Origin of the sequence: Nocardiopsis sp. CA-288880 (assembly GCF_050955985.1) — a bacterium.
In the GTDB taxonomy this organism is placed as follows: Bacteria; Actinomycetota; Actinomycetes; order Streptosporangiales; family Streptosporangiaceae; genus Nocardiopsis; species Nocardiopsis tropica.
In genome coordinates this window covers 6,499,865-6,520,740 of the sequence record NZ_CP192105.1, presented here as the reverse complement: position 1 = coordinate 6,520,740, position 20,876 = coordinate 6,499,865, and the positions used below count along the sequence as shown (strand labels likewise).

General features: G+C 72.6%; 14 protein-coding genes. 11 read left to right on the top strand and 3 right to left on the bottom strand.

Annotated elements, in window-relative coordinates:
• Positions 1-386: 386 nt before the first annotated feature.
• The 4 genes from ACQPYD_RS28065 to ACQPYD_RS28050 all read left to right on the top strand — a co-directional run bounded on the left by ACQPYD_RS28065 (position 387) and on the right by ACQPYD_RS28050 (position 5,343).
• On the top strand, positions 387-2,714 hold the full coding sequence (locus ACQPYD_RS28065) for a type IV secretion system protein (protein WP_433698418.1): 2,328 nt from the start codon (positions 387-389) through the stop codon (positions 2,712-2,714).
• A gap of 19 nt (positions 2,715-2,733) precedes the next feature.
• Positions 2,734-3,405 (top strand): hypothetical protein, encoded by a 672-nt coding sequence (locus tag ACQPYD_RS28060; protein ID WP_433698417.1) that lies wholly within the window; start codon positions 2,734-2,736, stop codon positions 3,403-3,405.
• 98 nt (positions 3,406-3,503) lie between these two features.
• Positions 3,504-4,589, top strand: coding sequence for an NlpC/P60 family protein (locus tag ACQPYD_RS28055; RefSeq protein WP_433702158.1), 1,086 nt, complete (start codon positions 3,504-3,506; stop codon positions 4,587-4,589).
• Complete coding sequence (locus ACQPYD_RS28050) at positions 4,582-5,343, top strand: hypothetical protein (RefSeq protein WP_433698416.1); 762 nt, start codon at positions 4,582-4,584, stop codon at positions 5,341-5,343. Before ACQPYD_RS28055 ends, ACQPYD_RS28050 begins: the two co-directional genes overlap by 8 nt.
• 28 nt (positions 5,344-5,371) lie before the next feature.
• Here ACQPYD_RS28050 and ACQPYD_RS28045 read toward each other — a convergent pair whose 3' ends face one another.
• Positions 5,372-5,923, bottom strand: a complete 552-nt coding sequence (locus ACQPYD_RS28045) for a thymidine kinase (RefSeq protein WP_402918419.1) — start codon at positions 5,921-5,923, stop codon at positions 5,372-5,374.
• Between the two features lie 413 nt (positions 5,924-6,336).
• On the opposite strand from ACQPYD_RS28045, the gene ACQPYD_RS28040 reads away from it, so the two are divergent.
• Both ACQPYD_RS28040 and ACQPYD_RS28035 read left to right on the top strand, forming a co-directional pair.
• Positions 6,337-7,170 (top strand): ion transporter, encoded by an 834-nt coding sequence (locus ACQPYD_RS28040; RefSeq protein ID WP_433698414.1) that lies wholly within the window; start codon positions 6,337-6,339, stop codon positions 7,168-7,170.
• A gap of 165 nt (positions 7,171-7,335) precedes the next feature.
• Entirely contained in the window at positions 7,336-9,480 is a 2,145-nt protein-coding gene (locus ACQPYD_RS28035) for a hypothetical protein (protein WP_433698413.1), read from the top strand.
• Positions 9,481-9,521: 41 nt separating this feature from the next.
• On the opposite strand, the gene ACQPYD_RS28030 is transcribed toward ACQPYD_RS28035, so the two are convergent.
• Both ACQPYD_RS28030 and ACQPYD_RS28025 read right to left on the bottom strand, forming a co-directional pair.
• On the bottom strand, positions 9,522-11,183 hold the full coding sequence (locus ACQPYD_RS28030; protein WP_433698412.1) for a hypothetical protein: 1,662 nt from the start codon (positions 11,181-11,183) through the stop codon (positions 9,522-9,524).
• Between the two features lie 132 nt (positions 11,184-11,315).
• A complete protein-coding gene (locus tag ACQPYD_RS28025) occupies positions 11,316-12,482 on the bottom strand; it encodes a DUF695 domain-containing protein (RefSeq protein WP_433698410.1) in 1,167 nt (388 codons plus the stop codon).
• Between the two features lie 181 nt (positions 12,483-12,663).
• Here ACQPYD_RS28025 and mnmA point away from each other — a divergent pair, with 181 nt between their 5' ends.
• The 5 genes from mnmA to ACQPYD_RS28000 all read left to right on the top strand — a co-directional run bounded on the left by mnmA (position 12,664) and on the right by ACQPYD_RS28000 (position 20,837).
• A complete protein-coding gene (gene mnmA, locus ACQPYD_RS28020; protein ID WP_433698409.1) occupies positions 12,664-13,752 on the top strand; it encodes a tRNA 2-thiouridine(34) synthase MnmA in 1,089 nt (362 codons plus the stop codon).
• Between the two features lie 123 nt (positions 13,753-13,875).
• The gene (locus ACQPYD_RS28015; RefSeq protein WP_433698408.1) at positions 13,876-14,484 is read left to right on the top strand and encodes a DedA family protein; all 609 of its coding nucleotides are present in this window, start codon (positions 13,876-13,878) and stop codon (positions 14,482-14,484) included.
• 551 nt (positions 14,485-15,035) lie between these two features.
• Positions 15,036-16,085 (top strand): methionine synthase, encoded by a 1,050-nt coding sequence (locus ACQPYD_RS28010; protein WP_433698407.1) that lies wholly within the window; start codon positions 15,036-15,038, stop codon positions 16,083-16,085.
• Between the two features lie 49 nt (positions 16,086-16,134).
• Positions 16,135-18,414, top strand: coding sequence for an NAD-dependent DNA ligase LigA (gene ligA, locus ACQPYD_RS28005; RefSeq protein WP_433698406.1), 2,280 nt, complete (start codon positions 16,135-16,137; stop codon positions 18,412-18,414).
• A 374-nt stretch (positions 18,415-18,788) separates the two neighbouring features.
• Positions 18,789-20,837, top strand: coding sequence for a putative bifunctional diguanylate cyclase/phosphodiesterase (locus ACQPYD_RS28000; protein ID WP_433698405.1), 2,049 nt, complete (start codon positions 18,789-18,791; stop codon positions 20,835-20,837).
• Positions 20,838-20,876 lie beyond the last annotated feature (39 nt).

The window sequence follows — 20,876 nt, the reverse complement described above, 5'->3', positions numbered from 1 at the left end:
CGATTGGTGGCAGGGTGTCCACTTCTGGCCGAGAAGCCGAGTGTGATGCCCCTCATAGTCGCCTGGTGGAGAGAAAATTGTGGCCTTGCGGTTTTTGGGAGTTTCGGAAGGCCGTTCATGTCTTCTACCTGCGGAAACATGCGGAATGGTGACTTTTGTACACGCTGGTCTGGGTGTCGGGAGGGTGGGAACCGGAAATCCAGTCGCGTTGTACCCATCCCCCGGCCCGGTGATGGCGCACCATAGAAGATGGGGTAAAGACATGCGGGGGTCCTGCGGTCGCGCACGGCCGCGCGCGGAGCTGTGCACGCGTGCGTGTGCGACCACCGGCAGGACCCTGTGTCTGCCATCGTCCCCGCACGAACACACGACGCAGGAGCCAGCAGATGACGCATCAGAACGTCCGACGGCGGGGATGGCGACGCCTCCTGATGACGTTCCTGATGCTCTCCGGCTTCCTGCTGCTACCGCTCACCGGCGCCCAGGCCAACCCGCTCTGCCCCGGGGAGCCCGCGCCGCTGCCCGAGTCCGCGGGCAGCGGGTCCGACGGGCTCCTGGTACCCCCGCAATCGCAGTCCGCCATCGCGGGGGCCCCCGACGGGCTGCCGCCCGACGCCAGCATGTACGGGCAGTACGGCACCGCCGGCCAGCAGTGGCACATGATCACCGAATCGTGCGTCGACGGGATCAGCAACGGGGCCCAGGCCACGCTCGCCAACACCGCGTGGGACCTGTCGAAGACCATCAACCAGTCGACGATCACCGTCTACCAGGCGGCGACCTCGGACGGACTCCTCGCGAGCTTCAACGAACTCGTCGAGAACGTGGTGGTCACCCTCAGGGAGGGGATCTGGCGACCCCTCATCCCCACCGTCGTCATCCTGGGGGCACTGTGGCTCGGGTGGTTCGGTCTCATCCGCAAGCGGATGACCCTCACCATCGAGTCGACGATCTGGATGATCGGTGCCACGGCCCTCGGGCTGTGGATCATGATCAACCCGGCCCAGATCATGAGCATGGCCGGCGGACTGGTGAATTCCGGCAGCCAGCTGGTGACCAGCACGGTGGGGCAGGTGCCCTACGGGGGAGGGTCGGGGACGTGTCCGCCGGGAGCAGAGGCGCCCGAACGGGCCGACTGGGAGTCCGAGTCGGACTTCCAGGTCCGGCGCAACGCCGACATGCTCTGGTCGAGCCTGGTCTGCCAGCCGTGGGTCGCGGGGCAGTTCGGTAACGGACCCTTCGCGAGCAGTGCTGTTGAAGACCATGCAGTGGACCTGATAGCAGCTCAGGGTGTGGGCCGGATCGAGCAGCAGCAGATAAGGGAAGGCGAGCTTGACGCGAACACGCTGATCGAGGAGAAGCAAGAGTCCTACGAGGCGATCGCCGCGGACGTCCAGGAGTTCTACCCCAGCGTCTACCCGCTCTTCTCAGGTCAGGACCAGGGCAGTCGCCTGGGGGTGGCGACACTCGCGCTCTTCGCGTCGGTCTTCGCCGGCGGGCTGATCCTCGCGGGTTCCGTGGCCCTCATCGTCCTGAAGATCGCCTTCCTCATCCTCTTCCTGTTCGCTCCGGTGTTCCTGCTCATCGGAATCCATCCCGGGTACGGCCGCATGGTCCTGCTGCGCTGGGTGGAGCTGATGATCGGGTTCCTGCTCAAACAGATCTTCGTCGTGCTCCTGATCTCCCTGCTGGTCATGTGCTACGGGATGGTCATGTCCACCAGCCTCGGCTGGGGACTGCAGATGATCCTGCTCGCCCTCTTCACCGTGGCGCTGTTCGTCTACCGCAAGCCCTTCGTCTACCTCTTCGCCTCGGTCAACGCGAACACGTTCACCTCGAGGATCGTGAGCGACGCCGCCCAGAGCCAGGCGCTCAGCAGGAGCGCCGTGGTCCTCCCGCCGATCGCCAACCTGAAGACGCAGGCGTGGGGCCTGCGCCGGGCCCCGCAGATCGCCGCGGGAGCGGCCGGTGTCCCCGCGGGCGGAGGGGGCGTTCCCCCCGCCGCCGCAGAGACGGGCGTCGGCGACGAGGTCCCGGCCGACGGGGTCCCGGTGCGCGCGGACGGGGTCCGAGCCCGCGGCGGCGGTTACGGGCGGGTCCGGGGTGACGGGGACGCCCCGCCGCTGAACGTCAACAGGAGCAACAGCGGAGGGGTGGGACCGCGCCCCTCCGGCGGGGCGCGCGACGGGAACCAGGCGCCGAGCCTCGACGGCGCGCGGTCCGGATCGATCCCGCCCCGCCCGAGCGGCGGCTACACCGGCACCGGAGACAGCGGGTGGGCCGGCGTGTTCGGCACCGGGAACGGCAGCCGGGGCGGTTCCGACCGGCGTGACGGCGGCGGTGGCTCCGTTCTCGGCGGCGGTTCCCCCGTCTCCGGGAACAGCCGAGCGGCCGGCTCCGACCGGCCCGAGCCGAGCACCGGCCGGGGCATCTTCGCCGGCCGCGAGGACACCCCGGCCCGTGGCGGCCTGGACGCGCGCGGATCCCGTTGGGGCGCTCCCAGGGAGAGGCGCGAGCGGCAGGCGCCGCAGCGCCCGGCGCGCCCCGCACCCTCCAACGAGGGGCGCGGCCGGGGGGACGGCGACGGCGGCTGGCTGACCGGTTCTGACAAGCGCCGCGACAACGCGCCCATCACACCGTTCTGGGGGGAGAGCCGGGGCTCCGGTACGAGGGACCGCAAACGCGACGTCCCCTTCTGGCTGAACGACGACTGACGGACAAAGGCCCCGAACCATGCCCAACCCTCTCCCTGAACGCGCTCAGCGGGCTGTCTTCATCGGTCTGATAGCGGTGCTGGTCGTGTTCGGGCTGTACCTCAGCCTCGGCGGTTTCGGGGGCGGCGACGAGGAGGACCCCGCCGCCGCCCCGCAGGAGCCGGCGGCGTCCCCGGGCGGGGCGACCGATCCGGCGGCCCCCGGCGGGCTGTCGACGGTGGAGCCCAGTCCGATCGACACCACGGCCGAGGAGGACGTGGACGTCCTCGACTGGTTCCCCTTCACCGAGGAGGAGCTGAGGGCGGCGGGGGCGACGGCGCGGACGTTCGCCGAGGCCTACGGGACCATCGACTACACGGGCTCCCCCGAGTCCTACTACGCCTCGATGGAGGCCCTGGCGACCGACGAGTACGCCCGGGTGCTCGTGGACGCGAGCAGGGCGGGGGCGTTCTGGGAGGAGATGTCCGAGGCGGAGGCCGTCGCGCAGGGCAGGGCGGAGGTCGACTCCGTGCGCACCTACGGCAGCGACTCCATCACCTTCGTCGTGACGGCCCAGTCCATCACCGAGACCGCCGACGCCGAGTTCGACGAGGATCTCGGGGAGTTCGCGATCACCGTCGTCCGCGGGGGCGGCGCCTGGCAGGTCTTCGACTTCCAGCCCGCGGACGCGGGCCAGTTCGGGGAGGAGTAGCCCACGTGTCCCCCCTCTTCAAGTCCTCTCCGTCCGACCGGGGCGCGGCCGGCCTCTGGGTGGGCGTGACCGCGGTGGTCGCGGTGGCCCTGACGGTCATGCTGGCGATGTTCGTGATCCCGGTCATCACGACGTCCACACAGCAGGTCGGCTCCCTGCTGGCGAGCGGGCTCGTCTGCACGCCGAACGCGGACGCGGAGCAGCCCGACGCGAGCGGCTACGCCATGGACTCCATCCCGGAGAACTACCTGGAGATCTACCAGGAGGTCGGGGAGGAGAAGGGCATCCCCTGGAACATCCTCGCCGGGGTCGGCCAGGTGGAGTCCCACCACGGGCGCTGGGAGGGGCCCGGGATCACCGAGGGGCACAACGACTGGGGGGCGGCCGGACCGATGCAGTTCGGTTCCCTCGACGGGTCGGCGGCGGGAAACAGCTGGGGGGGCGAACCCGTCCAGGCAGTGGAGGAGCGCCCGGAGAACGGGTACGGCGTCGACGGCGACGGCGACGGGATCGTCAACGTCTACGACCCGGCGGACGCCATCCCCGCAGCCGCCGACTACCTGATCGCACACGGCCTGGAGGACGACGTCAGGCAGGCGATCTTCGGCTACAACCACGCCTGGTGGTACGTGGACGACGTGCTGGAGTGGGCCGAGCAGTACGCGGGAGGGGAGTTCGACACGAGCGGCTCCGTCCGGACGGCCGTCCTGTGCGAGCTGGACCAGGACGGGCAGTTCATCGGAAGCGCCCCGGACGAACTGACCCAGGCGGTCGTCGACTGGGCCCTGGACCAGCGGGGAAAGCCCTACATCTGGGGCGGGACCGGTCCCGACGGCTACGACTGCTCCGGACTGACCATGAAGGCCTACGAGAGCATCGGTGTCACCATTCCCCGCGTCTCCCAGGACCAGTGGAACTTCGGGCCCGAGATCCCGATCGGGGAGGAGCAGCCCGGCGACCTTGTCTTCTTCGACGTGACCCGCGCGGGGGAGCCGCCGGGGCCGGGGCACATGGCGATGGTCATCGGCGACGGGCTGATGGTCGAGGCCTGGTGCACGAACTGTGGACCGATCGCGGTGCGCGAGTACGATGACCCCAATCGTTCGGACATCGTGGGATTCACCCGGCCGCTCGAGCACCCGGATGTGAGAGCCCAGTTGGAGGCGCAGGATAACCGTGGTTGACGAGAAGGCACCGCCCGCGAAGCAGGGATTGCACGGGTGGAGGGCCGCCGCCGCGGTGTTCGGGTGCGGAAGCCTGGCGGCTTTCGGTGTCTTCGGTGTCCTTGTCGGCGTGGCCAGCCTCTTCTTTAACACGGTCTCCTCAGGAATAGCGACTGAGGCCGACTCCTCGGCTCAAGGGGTCGTTCCTGAGCAGACCATCAAGCCACGTGACAGTATGCCCACGGATTCTCTGGATCTGTGTGGTGGAACGATTCCACAAGTGAACGATGTCAGTTCCACAAGAACAGACTCCGGTGGAAATTACAGTGACCCCGGGGAGGGAGAGACTCCTCGTACGGTTACGGACGAGTGCGCCTGGAATGTGATTCCTGCCGGTGACAGGTCTTCAGTCTGGGTGCTTGACTTTTCCTACGCTTCCTTCGTGGCTGACGAAGAAGGGAATGAGGCGAGTAGTCAGGCAGGTGCGCACTTCGATGAGGGTGTCTCCCTTATTGACGACCTCACTCTGGGTTCGCGCACTGAAGGTTCAGCGGGTGTTGCTGACGCATCTCACTATGTTCACGGTCTCACTGAAGAAGGGGCGACCGTCTATGCGATGGTTGTTCGCTCCGGCGATACCGTTTACGAGATGGAATTCGAAACGGACCGTGACTTTTCCAGCGGTGAGTTGGTACCTGTTTCGCTGTTCGAGCATGAGCGCGACGCGCTCGTTGAGTACATCGAGGTCAGGTTGGGGATCCTCGGACCCGGCTAAGGCGCAATGCCGAAGCCCGGGCAGCACGTCAGGCGACGCCGGCCATGAAGTGGTGGCGGCACAGGGTCGCGTAGGACTCGTTGCCGCCGATGTGCACCTGGGCGCCCTCGTAGACCATGACCCCGTCCACCACGCGCGCGTTGTGGGTGGCCCTGCCGCCGCACCAGCACCGGGCGGAGACCGGCAGGACCTCTATCTTGTCGGCGAGCTCGACCAGGCGCTTCGAGCCGGGGAAGAGCTGCCCCTGGAAGTCGGTGAGGATCCCGTAGCAGTAGACGTCGATCCCCATGCCGTCCACGACGCCGGCCAGCTGGCCCACCTGCTTGTAGGACAGGAACTGGGCCTCGTCGCAGATGACGTACGGGGCCTTGCGGTCGGCGACGTCGTCGTACAGGTCCAGGTGGTCCCCGACCTCGACCGCGGGGGACTCCAGCCCGAGCCGGGAGGAGATGATGCCCGCTCCGGCCCGGTCCTGCTTGGTGTAGAGCACCCCTTCGCCGCCACGTGAGTGGTGCTCCTGGAGGGCCATCGTGCTCTTGCCCGAGTTCATCGAACCGGTGAAGTACTTCAGCTCCGCCATGTCTCTTCCTGGGTCGCGGGCGCCGGGGCCGTCGAAGGCTCGGACTCCTGCCGTGGCCGGCTGTGAAGATATCAGCGGTCGGCCGCTCCCCCCGAATCACCACCGGCCCTCCGGCGTCCCGCCGCGCAGGTGGGGGCGGCCGCCCGGACCGGTATCCCCCTCCGGGGGCGGGATCCCGGTCGTGCGCCCTCCGGCGCGGTCCGGTGTGTGGGATGTTCCACGCGATCCCCGCCGGTGCTCCGTTGCGGGCTCCGTGCCGCCGCGGGGCGTACCGTCTTCGGTGGCGCCGCCCCGCGGGAGGGTGCGCCGGGAAACTGTCGAGTCCACTTCGATATATTCAGGTCTTCAGTGTCCGAATTCGGGGTGGAATTGCGGAGGGGGAAGTGACGTTGCGGCGTGATCAGGTCACCCGGATGGTCGAGAGCCGATGGTTCTCCAATGTGATGCTCGTGGTGATCCTGGTCAATGCCGTGATTTTGGGATGGGCCACTTATGGGAGTTCCGCACTTCCGTATCTCCTCATGGCCGAGCGCGTCGTCATCGGCGTGTTCGTCGTCGAGATGACCCTCAAGATCTACGCCTGGAGGGGCGACTTCTTCCGCGACCCCTGGAACTGGTTCGACTTCTTCGTCGTCGCGATCTCCCTCGTTCCGACGACCGGGCCGTTCGCGGTGCTCCGGATCCTGCGGGTCCTCAGGATCCTGCGCGTGATCACCGCTGTGCCGCAGATGCGGATCATCATCACCGCCCTGTTCAAGGCCGTGCCGGGGATGGGGACGGTCATAGGCCTGCTCCTGGTGGTCATCTACACGTCGGGGATCATCGCCCAGCAGCTGTTCGGCGAGGAGGTGCCGGAGTTCTTCGGGAACCTCGGCACGTCCCTCTACACGATGTTCCTGCTGATGACGACGGAGAACTGGCCGGACGTCTCCGACGCGGTGCTGGAGGAGCACCCGCTGGCGTGGATCTTCTTCGTCCTGTACATCGTGCTGACGGCGTTCATCATGCTGAACCTGGTCATCGGCGTGATCGTCACCTCCATGGAGCAGGAGGTGAACGAGAGCCGCTGGGTCGAGGACCAGGAGATGGAGGAGGTCCAGCACGAGGCCGTCATGGCCCGTCTGGCGGAGCTGGGGCAGCAGGTGGAGCAGCTCAACCGGATGCTGGTCGAGCGCGACGGCGGTCCCGTCCCGGAGCGCCCCCTCGGCCGGGAGGGCGGCGCCGCGCGGCCCTGCCCGGGGCTCTAGGCGGCCGGACCCGCCTTCGGGCCGGACCGTGCCCGGCCCGCTCCCCGGCCCCTGCCCGGGCCGCGCGGCGCCCGGCGCGGCCGGAGGCGGTCATCGGGGCGTGGCGGCGGGGTCCGGCTGGGTAGGGTGACGCACGACCGGTGACCACGCCCACGCAGGAGACGAATGAGCGCCGACGCCCCCGGGCCTCACGAGACGCGTAACTCCCAACGGGACAACCGCGGCCAGACCGTCCAGGCGGGCAGCATCGGCGGCGGGGTGCACTTCCACTCCGCGCCGGACCGGGCCCCGGTGCCCCGCCAGGTCGAGCCGCCGACACCGTACTTCGTGAACCACGAGGAGTGCCAGAGCTGGACGCGCGGGCACATGGACCCCGACGCGCCGCCCAAGGTCGTCGTGTACGGGGGACCCCGCGGGATCGGCAAGACCGAACTCCTGCGCATGATCTCCTACACCACCGGTGACTACTTCACCGGCGGCCAGCTGACCTTCAGGTACGCGCGGGGAAGGCAGGAGGACGGCGCCGCGGCGCTCGCCCAGTTCCTCCAGGTCCTGGGGGTGCACAGGTCGGCCCTGCCCGAGGATCCCGGGCTCTGGCCGGGCGCGTACCGCACGCACACCCACGACAGGCGGCTCCTCGTCGTGGTCGAGGGGGCGTGGGAGCCCGCGCAGGTGCGCGCCCTGGTCCCCAGCGGCCGCGGGAGCCTGGTCCTCGTCTCCAACGACGGCGCCGACCTCCGCGAGCTGAAGTGGGCCGACCACGCGAGGACGACCGACCTGCGGCCCCTCGACCGCGCGGCGTCCCTCGTCCTCATGGAGCGGCTGGTGGCGCACCCCCTGGCCGAGGAGGACCCCGGGGCCCTGGAGCGGCTGCTGGAGGTGTGCGGAGGGCTGCCGCTGGCGCTGGTCCTGGTCAGCGGGCAGCTCGACGCGGGAGGGCCGGGGAGCGCGGCCGCCCTGGTCGCGCGCGTCGACGGGGCCCGCCGGATGCTGAGGGCGATCGGTGACGACCAGGGGAACCTCGACGTGTTCTTCCGGACCGCCTACGAGGGGCTGTCCCCCCGGGCGGCGGCCCTGTACCGTGCCCTGGGCACCTGGCCGGGGTCCCGGTTCGACCGCCGGATCGCGGCCCGCGTGGGGGACGCCGGGGCGCTTCGCGAGCTCGTCACGGCGCGCCTGGTCAAGGAGGACGGCGACGGCCTGGGCTTCGAGCACGACCTCCTCCGCGTCCACGCGGGGGAGCTGGCGGCGGAGGAGCCCGAGCGCGAGCGCCGGGAGAGGCTGCGCCTCATGCTCGACGCGTACCTGGCCTCGCTGGGCTTCGCGGAGCGGCTCGTCCGCGGGGAGAGACTGAGGGTGGTGGACCTCGACCGGCTGCTGGAGGGCGCGGAGGACCCCTTCGGGGGAGACGCGGAGCTGGCGCGCGGCTGGCTGTCCCGCGAGCGCCCCACCCTGGTGGCCGTGGTGCTCGGCTGCGCGGACGCCGGACTGCACGAGCACACGTGGCGCTTCGCCGAACTCGCGACCGCGCTGTACCTGGAGGAGCGGTACCTGCACGACTGGGAGGCCACCGGCACGGCGGGCGCGGACGCCGCCAGGATGGTCGGGAACGCCGCGGCCGAGGCCCGGCTCGGCGCCCTCGTCTCCCGGCCGCTGCGGGACCTCCGCAAGGAGGACCTGGCCCGCGAGAGGATCCTCAGGGCCGTCGAGCTGGTCGAGGACGTGGAGGACGAGCTGCTGCGCGGGTCCGTGTGGGAGTTCTACGGCCGTTTCCTGGAGAAGGACGACCCGGCGGGCGCGATCGAGGCCTACGACCGGTCGGTCCGGCACAACCGGGCCAGCGGGAGCCCGCACGCGGTGCGCGGCACGGCGCTGGCGATCCTGTTCCGGGGAGCCGCGCGGCTCGCGGCCCGTCGCCCGGAGGAGGCGGTGGCCGATCTCGAGGACGCGGTGGGGCGGCTGCTCGCCCTGCCGGAGGGGCCGGACGGCCGGATGGCGGCCCGCGCCAGGACGGCGCTGGGGCGCGCCTACCACGCGGCGGGGCGTGACCGGGAGGCCGTGGCGGCCCTGAACCTGGCCGTGGAGGGGTTCTCCGCGCTCACGGCGCACCTCGGCTACTACGAGGCGGAGGCGCACGAGGCCCTGGCCGAGGTGCTGGACGGGCTCGGCGCGGCGGGCGACGCCCGGCGGCACAGGGCGGAGGCGCTCCGGCTGTTCCGGGAGGTCGGCAGCCCCCGCGCCCAGGCGGTGGAGGAGCGGGCGGCCGGGGAGCGCGACCGTGCGCGGGAACCCGCCGGACCCGGGGACTGAGGAGCGCCCGGACCGGCCGCGGGCCCGGCGGCGCCGGGGGCTCACGGGGGGCCGGCGGCCTCGATCACGCAGTCGCGCGGCACCGGACCGGCCCTGACCTTGTGGTGGCCGGTGGCCGGGAGGGAGGACGCGAGCAGCGTGTACACCGCGCCCGCGGCCAGGACCGGATCGAGGCGCGGGTCCGCGCGCACCAGGAGCCTGCGGCCGTCCCGGACGGCCACCCGGGTGCCCTCCTCGGTGTCCGCCGCCGCCATGAGCGCCCCGGGCTGCTGCTCCAGCGCCGTCCGCGACCACCGTTCGGGGTCGCTCCGGGAGGCCGGGTCCCGGCAGACCACGGACGCCGCGTTGACCAGGGCGTGGCGTTCCTCCGTCTCGTAGGCGGAGAGGTGGCGGACGGCTCCCGGCCGGGAGCCGGGCACGTGGCGGGTGGCGCTCGGAAAGCGTTCGAGGGAGACCTCCCCGTTCTCCTCCGCGCTCCCGTGGACCTCGAAGGAGCGCGGCGGGCGGCCCGCCGGGTCGGGCTCGGGCGCGGGAAGGGCCCGGTCGGTGCCGTCCCCGGCCTGGGGTCGGAGGCCGAGCAGCCCGTAGAGGAGTTCCGCCAGGCGGCGGCCGCCCTCCCCCGGGTGGGCGAAGGCCAGTTCCGCGGCGCCGCTGTGCCGGCCGGGGCGGTGGCCGTCGATGGCGGCCTCCACCTGCGGACGCAGGCCCTCGTCGGCCAGCCGGGGGGCGGTCCGGGCGAGCTCGGCGACGGCCGTGCCGGGGACGGACTCGGAGCCGGGGGCGGCGAGCAGGAGGGGGTGGTCGAGCGCGGCGCCGTACAGCGTCACGCTCCCGTGGTCGCCGATGACGCAGTCCGCCGCGACCAGCGCCGCGCCCCACCCGGCGTGCGGGGGGATGAGGAGGAGCCCGGAGTCCAGGGCGTCGGCGAGCATGTGCCGCACCTGCCAGGGGCTGTGCGAGAACCAGATGTTGGGGTGCAGGACGGCGGCGACCCGGTAGTCGTCGTGGGGGAGGGCGCCCAGGAGCCGGCCGGGCAGCCGGGGGCGGCTGCCGATCAGGCCCTCGGGGCCCCAGGTGGAGGTGGCGACGACCAGGCGCTGGTCGGCGCCCACGCCGAGCCCGGCCCGGTAGCGCTCACGCATCCGGCGTCCCGCCTCGAGCCGGTCGCGTGCGGGGTCGCCGACGACCCGTGCGTGTTCGGCCAGGGGGACGCGGGCCGCCCGGAGCTGTTCCCTCTGGGCGGGGTGGGACAGGACGAGGTGGACGTTGCGCGCGTCGTGGAACTCGTGGCGGGGCACTCCGGAGAGGCGTACCCCGCCGGTGCGGTGGTCGGGCACGTACTTCTGGAAGCCGATGCCGTGGGGGAGGACGACCACGGGGCACGCGAACTCGGCGAGGTCGACGTTCTCGGTGGCGGTGACCACCAGGCGCGGCCGCACGTCCAGGCGCGACTCCCAGGGGACGAGGCCCACCTCGGCGCCGGCCAGGAGGCGCTCGGTGCCCGCGCTGAACGCGGATCCGCCGTCGAACGCGAACACGACCCGCACCCGGGTGTCGCCGCGGAACACGGCGAGGCCCTCCAGGACCCGCACCGCGGAGGTGAACGTACGGGCCAGGGCCAGCACCACGGGCGTGTCGGCGAAGGTCTGCCAGCGGTGCGCGTCGGGGCCGGCGTTGGCGCGTACGTACGGGGAGTCGGTCAAAGTCGTCCCTAGACCCTCGGGAGCCGTGGCGAACCAGGGTAGTGGCGCGGCGGGCGCGGTCCGGCCCCGCGGGGCGCACTCCCCGGGCCGCCCGAGGCGGGGAGGGCGCCGGGCCCCTCCCCGCGGAGGGGCCTACTCCCCGAGCTGGCGGCGGAACGGCCGGCGCGCGGCGTTGAACTGGGACCAGGACGGGTCCAGCTGGCTGCGCAGCTTCACCTCGCCCTCCGGCCAGTCCTTCAGGACGGCCTCGAAGTCCGGGAGCACCCCCGAGTCCGGGTCCAGGTAGTAGCGGTAGTCGCGCCGGCCGCCGACGGTCTGCTGCATGAACAGCGCCCCGTTGTCCCCGAGCACGTCCGAGACACGGGCCTCCAGGTCGGCCAGGGCGGTGGCCGAGGCGCCGGAGGGCAGCTTGTCCTCGTCCGCGTGGGTGTACGGCACGACGACCTGTACGAACAGGGAGAACGCCGGGAAGTCGCGGCGGGTCAGCGGGTGGCGGAGCATGATCTCCACCGCGCCCTGGATGGGGATGCGCCCGTGCAGGGTCGCCCAGCCGCCGGAGCCGCCGAGCAGGTCGGCCATCTGCCGGACCACGGACGGCATCGACGTGGGGGGCAGCGGGTCCAGGGGAGGCTCGTCCAGCGGCGCCGTCAGGCCGATCCACCGCACCAGGTCGTCCTCGCCGAGCGCCAGCAGGGCCACGTGCTCGGCGACGCCCTCGCGCGTCTCCTGGGACAGGAACATGTTGTCCGGGTGGTAGACGCCCACCTCGATCCGCCCGGTCCCCTGGTTCACGCGCATGGACACCGACACGTGCGACAGGTCCAGTTCGTGGTCGTCCCAGCGGACCACGGAGGACAGCCGCTCGTGGTCGGCGGGGCGCACCGGCCGGAACAGCCACTCGGCGTCCTCGGGGGCCGACCGGGCCCAGCGCTCGGACAGGATGCGCGCCTCCTCGGACGCGCCGGGGCGCAGGGTGAGGGCGTGGGCGGGGCCGTCGGTCAGCCTGGACGGGTCGTCCAGGGCCGCCAGCTGCTCCAGGAGCTTGTCGGGGTCGGTGTCCGCCGACAGGTCGAGGTCGTCCAGACCCCCCTGCCGCTTGGGCGCGGGGCCCACCTCCCAGTCCAGGTCGGGGTGGATCGCGCGGACCAGCGCGGTGACGCGCTCGGAGACCTCGGAAGGGGCGGGCCGGTCCGCGTCGGCCGCGCCCGCGAGGGCGTCGCGTACGGAGGGCCACGCGTCCCAGAACGCGGTGACGGACGTGGTGGAGTCGGCGGGGCGGCGACGACGGAACAGAGCCATGTCACGATTTTCGCAGAACCGGGCGACCACCCTCGCCCTCACCGGCGGGCGCGTCCCCGGCGGCGCCCCGCCGTGTGCCGGCCGGGCCCGCCGGGGCGCCGCGGGCCGAGCGCCCGGCGCGGCCGGTGTCCCCCGGCGCCCGTGGCCGCGACCCCCGGCGGGCGCATACGCTGGAGCCACTATGACTTTGCGTGTACTGGCCGCCATGTCCGGCGGGGTCGATTCCGCGGTCGCCGCGGCCCGGGTGGCCGAGGCGGGCCACGACGTCACCGGCGTTCACCTGGCGCTCTCCAAGAACCCACAGTCCTACCGAACGGGTGCGCGCGGCTGCTGCACCGTGGAGGACTCCCACGACGCCCGCCGCGCGGCGGACGTCATCGGCATCCCCTTCTACGTGTGGGACATGTCGGAGGAGTTCGACCGGGAGGTCGTGCAGGACTTCGTCGCCGAGTACGAGGCGGGCAACACGCCCAACCCGTGCCTGCGCTGCAACGAGAAGATCAAGTTCGAGGCGGTGCTGGACCGGGCGGTCGCCCTGGGCTTCGACGCCGTGGCGACCGGCCACCACGTCCGCAAGGTCGACGGCCGCCTGGTGCGCAGCGTCGACCGGGCCAAGGACCAGTCGTACGTGCTGGGCGTGCTCGACGCCGGCCAGCTGGAGCACGCCATGTTCCCCCTCGGGGACTGCACCAAGGACGAGGTGCGGGCCGAGGCGGAGCGGCGGGGGCTGTCCGTGGCGGACAAGCCCGACAGCCACGACATCTGCTTCATCGCCGACGGCGACACGGCGGGGTTCCTCAACCGGCGCATCGGCGAGAGGCCGGGCCCGATCCGGGACGAGGACGGCAACGTCGTGGGCACGCACAACGGCTCCCACACGTTCACGATCGGCCAGCGCAAGGGCCTGGGGCTGGGCGGCGCGCCCGACCCGCGCTACGTGCTCTCGATCGAGCCGGTGGGCAACACCGTCACGGTGGGGCCGCGCGAGTCCCTGCGCGTCGACGGGATCACCGGGGTGCGGCCCGTCTGGAGCGGCAGCCTGCCTCCGACGGAGCCGATCGGGTGCCGCGTGCAGCTGCGTGCCCACGGCGAGGTCTATCCGGCGACGGTGTGGCAGCGCGAGGGGGCCGAGGGCGCGGAGCTGGTCGTTCGGCTGGCCGAGCCCGCCACGGGCGTGGCCACGGGGCAGGCCGTGGTGGTCTACGAGGGGGACACCGTGCTCGGCTCGGCGACGATCTCCTCCACCTCCCGGGCCGCGGCCTCCGTCTGAGGCGGCCCCGGGAGGGTCCCGCCCGGCCGGGGCGGGACGGAGCCCCGACGGGTGACCTGCGACCCCTTGCCGAAGTTAGGTTAGGCATAGCATAGTTACTGGCCGAGGTTAGGGAGCTCGCCCATGCCAGAATTCGGTTTCCTCGACGGCCAGCCCTTCTGGATCGTCTACTTCACGCTGCTCGGCGTGATCCTGTGCCGCGCCCAGGCCACGTACTGGATCGGCCGCGGGCTCGGGGCGGGCGTGACGCGGAGCCGCATGGGCGCCGCGCTCGGCCCGCGGCTGGAGGCGGCGCGGCGCCGCATCGACCGCTACGGCGCGCCCGTGGTGACGCTGAGCTTCTGCACCGTGGGCGTGCAGACCGCCGTCAACCTCTCCGCCGGGGCCATGCGCATGCGCTTCCCGCGCTACCTCGCGGCGATGTTCGTCGGCTGCCTCATCTGGGCGGGCCTGTGGGGCGTGATCATCGGCGGCGTGGTCGGCACCTGGCTGGAGCTCTTCCTGAGCTCGCCGTGGACCGCCCTGGGCGTCGTGGCCGCCGCCTGCGCCCTGGTGGCCCTCCTCGTCGTGCGGGGCCGCCGTGCCCGCGCCCGCTCGGGGGGCGGGGCGGACGACGGAGGGGCCGACGGCCCCCCTGCCTCCGGGACCGCTCCGGACGCGGCCGGCGCCGCCGGCGCGCGCGACGGGCAGGGCGCCGACCCGTCGCGGGCCGTCGCCGCACGGCCCTCCTGAGGCCCCTTCCTCCCGACAGCTCCTCCCCGGGGGTCCGACCTGCGCGGTCGGGCCCCTTTCGCCGTCTCCGGGCGGTTTCCGCGCCCACGGCATTGACACCACTCCAGTCGTAGTACTACATTCGAACCACTCCAGTCGGAGTACTACAAGTAAGGCTGTACGAGAGGGAGACCTTTGCGAGCCCGCACCACCGTCCCCGGCATCCCCGCCGTGACCGTTCCGCCCCTGCCGCTCGGCGCCCTCACCGCGCCCCCCGCCGACGGGGGGGAGGTCCGGCCCGGCCGGACGGGGCCTCCCCGGCGCCGGGGCCGACCACCGGAACCGGAACCGTCCCGGGCCGAGCCCGGCGCCCCGGCCCCGCCGGCACTTCCGCCCCGGCGGCAACCGATGACCGCGCCACCGCCCCCCGCGGAAGGACGGGACCCCCGCCGGGGGACCCCGCCGGACCACGGGGACGGACGGTGACCGCCGGTCCGGCCGCCGACCCGCACCACGCCCGTGCGGGTCGGCGGTAACACCCCCCGCCTCCCCTTGCCCTAACCTTGGGCAGCGTGAGCGAACAGCAGTCCTACCCCTGGCCGGACGCCTCCTCCACGGGGGTCGGCTCCTGGCCCGGAGACGATCCCGACGAGGCCGTCCGCACGATCCTCGGCGAACTCCCCGCCCTCCCCCACCTCCCCGAGCTCCCCGAACGCGGTGTGGGGGCCGACATGGTCGGCCGCACCGCCGGGCTCCTGGTCGACCTCCCCGTCGAGGTGCAGCCCAGCGGATGGCGGGTCGCCGACACCCCGGGGCGCGACCTCGCCCGCGCGACCGGCTTCATGTCCTACGACCTCGACGCCCTCACCGAGCACGCCCACGCGTTCACCGGCACCCTCAAGATCCAGGTCGCCGGCCCCTGGACCCTCGCCGCGTCGGTCGAGCTGCGCAACGGCCAGCGCCTGGTCTCCGACCCCGGCGCCTGCCGCGATCTCGCCGAGTCCCACCTCGAAGGCGTCCTCGCGCACATCGACCGGGTCCGCGGGCGCGTCCCCGGCGCGCGGCTCCTCGTCCAGGTCGACGAACCCTCCCTGCCCGCCGTCCTGCTCGGCTCCCTGCCCACCGCCAGTGGGTTCGGCCGGCTGCGCCCCGTGGACAGGGTGCGCGCGGAGGACGTCCTGCGGAACCTGTTCTCCGGGATCTCCGGGGCCGGAGCCGTCCCCGCGGCGCACTGCTGCGACCCCGGCGCGCCCCTGGACCTCCTGCGGCGCAGCGGCGCCGAGGCCCTGAGCCTCGACGCGCTCCTCCTCACGCGCGACCACGACGAGATGGTCGGGACGGCCGTGGAGGCGGGTACGGGGCTGCTCCTGGGGGTGGTCCCGTCGACCGACGCCACCCCGGCGCAGGCCGCCCGAATGTCCGACCCCGCCGCTACCGTCGATCCTGTTCGCGACCTCTGGAACCGGTTGGGAATCACCCCTGACCTGCTCTCCCGCGCGGTGGTCACCACGCCCACGTGCGGACTGGCGGGCGCCTCCCCGGGGCACGCGCGCGCGGCCCTCACGGCGGCGCGCGCCGGCGCCAGGGTCCTGCGGGACGAGCCCCGCAGACAGGCGTCCTAGAAGTCCGCGACCGCGACAGGTGAGCACGAGAGCAGCAGAAAGGCAGCGAGTGAGCGCGCTCGACAACACCACCGACATCCCCGACGAGGTACGCGCCCGCCACGAGGAGCTGTGCCGGGAGCTGGACGACCACAGCTACCGCTACTACCTGGGCAACCCGATCGTCTCCGACGCCGAGTACGACACCCTCATGGGCGAGCTGCGCGGCATCGAGGACCGGTACCCCGTCCTCGCCACGCAGGACTCGCCCACCCAGAAGGTCGGCGCCCCCATCAGCGTCGACTTCGCCGAGGTCGAGCACCTGGTGCGGATGGAGAGCCTGGGCAACGCGTTCGACACCGAGGAGCTCAACGCCTGGGGCGAGCGCTCCGCGGCCGAGGTCCCGGTCGGCGCCTACCTCTGCGAGCTCAAGATCGACGGCCTCGCGGTCGACCTGGTCTACGAGAAGGGCCGCCTGGTGCGCGCCGCCACCCGCGGCGACGGCCGCGTGGGCGAGGACATCACCCTCAACGTCCGCACCATCGGGGTCGTCCCCGAGCGGCTGCACGAGGACGTGCGACCCGCCCCCGAGCTGCTGGAGGTGCGCGGAGAGGTCTTCCTCCCCGTGGAGGACTTCGAGGCCCTCAACAAGCGCATCACCGAGACCGGCGAGCACACCCCCTTCGCCAACCCCCGCAACGCCGCCGCCGGCTCGCTGCGCCAGAAGGACCCCCGGGTCACCGCGACCCGCCCCCTGTCGATGATCGTGCACGGGGTGGGCGCGTACGTCCCGGCGGGCGGGAGCGGGGGCGGCGGGAAGGACGTCGCCTTCACCAGCCAGTCGCAGGCCTACGCCCTGCTGGGGGAGTGGGGCCTGCCGCTGAGCGACCGCTACAAGGTCGTGGGGACCATGGAGGAGGTCCGCGAGTACGTCGGGTACTACGCGGCGCACCGCCACGAGCCCGCCTACGAGATCGACGGCATCGTCGTCAAGGTCGACGACTTCGCGCTCCAGCGCAGGCTCGGCTCCACGAGCCGCGCCCCGCGCTGGGCGATCGCCTACAAGTACCCGCCGGAGGAGGTCACCACCCGGCTCGTCGACATCAAGGTGGGCGTGGGCCGGACCGGGCGCGTCACCCCGTACGGCGTCATGGAGCCGGTGGTCGTGGCCGGGTCCGAGGTCGAGTTCGCCACCCTGCACAACTCCCAGGAGGTCGCCCGCAAGGGCGTGCGCATCGGCGACACCGTGGTGCTGCGCAAGGCGGGCGACGTCATCCCCGAGATCGTCGGCCCGGTCCTGGAGCGCCGCGACGGCAGCGAGCGCGAGTTCGTCATGCCCGAGCGCTGCCCCGAGTGCGACACCCCGCTCGGCCAGCAGAAGGAGGGCGACGTCGACCTGCGCTGCCCCAACGCCCGCTCCTGCCCCGGACAGCTCCGGGAGCGGGTCGCCTTCATCGCCAGCCGCAAGGCCCTGGACATCGAGGCGCTCGGCTACGTGGCGGCCACCGCCCTGACCCAGCCGCTGGAGCCCGCCCAGGCCCCGCTGCGGGACGAGGGGGACCTGTTCGACCTGACCGTCGACCAGCTGCTGCCCATCCGCACGCACGTGCTCGACCCGGACACCACCGAGCCCAAGACCGACCCCAAGACCGGCGACCCCAAGGTGGTGTCCTTCTTCGCCAACCTCAGGGGCGAGCCCAAGAAGACGGTCGAGAAGCTGTTCGAGCAGCTGGAGGAGGCCAAGGCCAAACCGCTGTGGCGGGTCCTCGTGGCACTGTCGATCCGGCATGTCGGCCCGCGAGCGGCCGAGGACCTGGCCCGCCACTTCCGTTCCATGGACGCCATCCGCGGGGCCACCGAGGAGGAGCTGGCCTCGGTCGACGGCGTCGGCCCGACCATCGCCGCGTCGATCCGCGAGTGGTTCTCCGTGGACTGGCACACCGAGATCGTCCGCAAGTGGGCGGAGGCGGGCGTGCGCATGGAGGACGAGGAGCCGGAGTTCGGCTCGCGCTTCCTCGAGGGCGTCACCGTCGTGATCACCGGGTCCCTGGAGGGGTTCACGCGCGACGGCGCCAAGGAGGCCGTCACCGAGCGCGGCGGCCGTGCGACGGCGTCGGTGTCCAAGAAGACCGGCTTCGTGGTGGTGGGCGACAGTCCCGGGTCCAAGTACGACAAGGCCGTCAAGCTGGGTGTGCCCGTGCTGGACGAGCAGGGGTTCCGGGTGCTGCTGGACGAGGGCGCCGACGCCGCCGTCGGCGTGCGGATCAACCGGTCGCCGGAGGACGGCGCCGCCGACGCGGCGGAGGACCCCGCCTCGGAGGGAGCCGCACCGGAGGGGGCCGACGCCTAGCAACGGCGCTCAGCGCCCCGGTCCGGAAAGCGGTCCCGCGCCCCCGCGTGCGGCGGGGCGGCGGGGGACAGGCCGGACCGGGGTGAACTCGTGTCCGGGGTCCGTGAACCTGCTGGTCACCACCCGGGGCCGCGGAGGGTCGGGGTTCCATTTTGTGCGTCCCCCACCCCGCGCGGCCCACACCTTGGTTAACTGATAGTTCCGGGCAAGCGACAGTTGGTGACGAAGCCGCGTAAGCTGGACACGGACACGTTGGATGTGGACGCATCTAAAACCGCGATTCGGTCATGAGGGGGGCCGGACCGCGGAACCCCGAGCGCGGGACCGGCGGCGCCGCGCCGCCGCCGGCCCACGGCCCCTCGCGAGGACCACGGATGAAGGACCCCATCAGCACCAGGGACATCGGTCCCCGTGCCGGGACACCGCTCTGGCTCTACATGCTGGGCACCACGGTCGCCGGCGCGGGCCTGCTCGTCGCCTCCAGCCTCGGCCTGGGCCTCGGCGAGCTCCGCGGCCTCGCGGTGGAACCCCTCACCTGGGTCCTGCTCTGCATGATCGTCCTCGGCGAACTGCGGCCCATCTCCATGCCAGGGCAGGCCCCCGGCAGCGGCGCCCCCACGTCGCTGCCGTTCTCCTTCGCGCTCGTCCTCCTCCTCGGCCTGCCCGTCGCCGCCCTCGTCCAGGCGGCCGCCACGACCGTGGCCGGCTTCGCGCGCGGCCACGCCCCCCACCGCACCGCCTTCAACGCCGCCCAGTACACGCTCTCCCTCGGGGTCGCCGACGCCGTCCTGCGCCTCGCCCTGCCCGGCCTCGTCGCCGACGGCCCCGCCCCCGCGGCGGGAGAACTCGTGGCCGTCGCCCTCGCCGGGGCCGCCTACTTCGCCGTCAACCGCGTCCTGGTCGTCTGCGCGGTGGCCATGCACGAACGCGTCCCGCTCAGACAGGTCATGTTCAAGGGGATCGGCCAGCAGTTCTACGTCAGCGGCGTCCTCATCAGCCTCGCCCCGCTCGTCGTCGTCGCCACCGCGCACTCGGTCCTCTACGTCCCCCTCTTCGCCTTCCCGCTCGGAGCCCTCTACACCAGCGCCATGCTGTCGGTGAAGCGCGACCACCAGGCCAACCACGACGAGCTCACCGGACTGGCCAACCGCAAGCTCCTCACCCACCGGTCCCGCCAGGAGATCGCCCACGCCCACCAGCGGGAAGGCGGGGTCGGCCTCCTCCTGCTCGACCTCGACCGGTTCAAGGAGGTCAACGACACCCTCGGCCACCCCACCGGCGACCGCCTCCTCCAGACCGTCGCCTACCGGCTCACCCACAGCGTCCGGCCCGGCGACCTCGTGGCCCGGCTCGGCGGCGACGAGTTCGCGGTGCTCCTGCCCCAGGTCGGAGACACCTCCGCCGCACGCGAGGTCGCCGCCCGCCTGCGCGGCGCCCTCGCCGAGCCCGTCCGCCTCGACGGCATGGACTTCGACCTGGAGGCCAGCATCGGGATCGCGCTCTTCCCCCGGGACGCGCCCGACTTCCCGCTCCTCATGCAGCGCGCGGACGTCGCCATGTACGTCGCCAAGGCCGCCCGCACCGGGGTCGAGTGCTACGACCCCGGCAAGGACCGGAACTCCACGGCCAGGCTCAGCCTCTACAGCGAGCTCCGGCGGGGCCTGGCGGAGGGCGCGCTGGAGATGCACTACCAGCCCAAGGTGTCCCTCGACGACGAGCGGCCCGTGGGCCTGGAGGCCCTCGCCCGGTGGCGCCACCCCACCCGGGGGCTGCTCGCCCCCGAGGAGTTCATGCCGGTGGTCGAGCAGTCCAACCTGTTCCGCGCCTTCACCGGCCAGGTCCTCGACATCACGCTGGCCCGCACCGCCCGGTGGCGCGGGGAGGGGCTCCGCCTGCCCGTCTCCGTCAACCTCGGGGTCCGCGAACTCCTCGACCCCGAACTCCCGTCCACCGTGGCCGCCGCGCTGCGCGAGCACGGGGTGCCGCCCGAGCAGCTCGTCCTGGAGATCGGCGAGCACGCCCTCATCACCGACGCCGACGCCGCCACGGCCGCCGTCCACCGGCTCCGCGCGCTCGGCGTCGGCCTGGCCCTCGACGACTTCGGTACCGGCCACTTCACCCTGGCCCAGCTCGCCGGGCTCCCCCTCGACGAGGTGAAGATCCACGAGTCCTTCACCACACGCCTCGTGGACGGGCCCGACAACGGCCACACCGTCGTGCGGGCCGCCATCGCCCTGGTCAGGGCTCTGGGCATGCGCGCGACCGCCGGGGGCGTGCGCAGCCGCGCCCTCGCCCTCGCGGCCCGGTCCACCGGGTGCCACGCCGCGCAGGGGAGCCACTACTCGCCCCCGCTGGCCGCCCGCGAGGTCGTCGCCTGGGTGGCCGCCCACGAGGGCGGGGCCCCGGCCGACAGCCGCGTCTGACACCGAGGGCGGCGCCCCCGGAAAACGCCATAGGATTGA

Coding starts and splice junctions, on each gene's coding strand:
- ACQPYD_RS28065 (WP_433698418.1), top strand. CDS start 387: ATGACGCATCAGAACGTCCGACGGCGGGGATGGCGACGCCTCCTGATG.
- ACQPYD_RS28060 (WP_433698417.1), top strand. CDS start 2,734: ATGCCCAACCCTCTCCCTGAACGCGCTCAGCGGGCTGTCTTCATCGGT.
- ACQPYD_RS28055 (WP_433702158.1), top strand. CDS start 3,504: ATGCTGGCGATGTTCGTGATCCCGGTCATCACGACGTCCACACAGCAG.
- ACQPYD_RS28045 (WP_402918419.1), bottom strand. CDS start 5,923: ATGGCGGAGCTGAAGTACTTCACCGGTTCGATGAACTCGGGCAAGAGC.
- ACQPYD_RS28040 (WP_433698414.1), top strand. CDS start 6,337: ATGGTCGAGAGCCGATGGTTCTCCAATGTGATGCTCGTGGTGATCCTG.
- ACQPYD_RS28035 (WP_433698413.1), top strand. CDS start 7,336: ATGAGCGCCGACGCCCCCGGGCCTCACGAGACGCGTAACTCCCAACGG.
- ACQPYD_RS28025 (WP_433698410.1), bottom strand. CDS start 12,482: ATGGCTCTGTTCCGTCGTCGCCGCCCCGCCGACTCCACCACGTCCGTC.
- mnmA (WP_433698409.1), top strand. CDS start 12,664: ATGACTTTGCGTGTACTGGCCGCCATGTCCGGCGGGGTCGATTCCGCG.
- ACQPYD_RS28015 (WP_433698408.1), top strand. CDS start 13,876: ATGCCAGAATTCGGTTTCCTCGACGGCCAGCCCTTCTGGATCGTCTAC.
- ACQPYD_RS28000 (WP_433698405.1), top strand. CDS start 18,789: ATGAAGGACCCCATCAGCACCAGGGACATCGGTCCCCGTGCCGGGACA.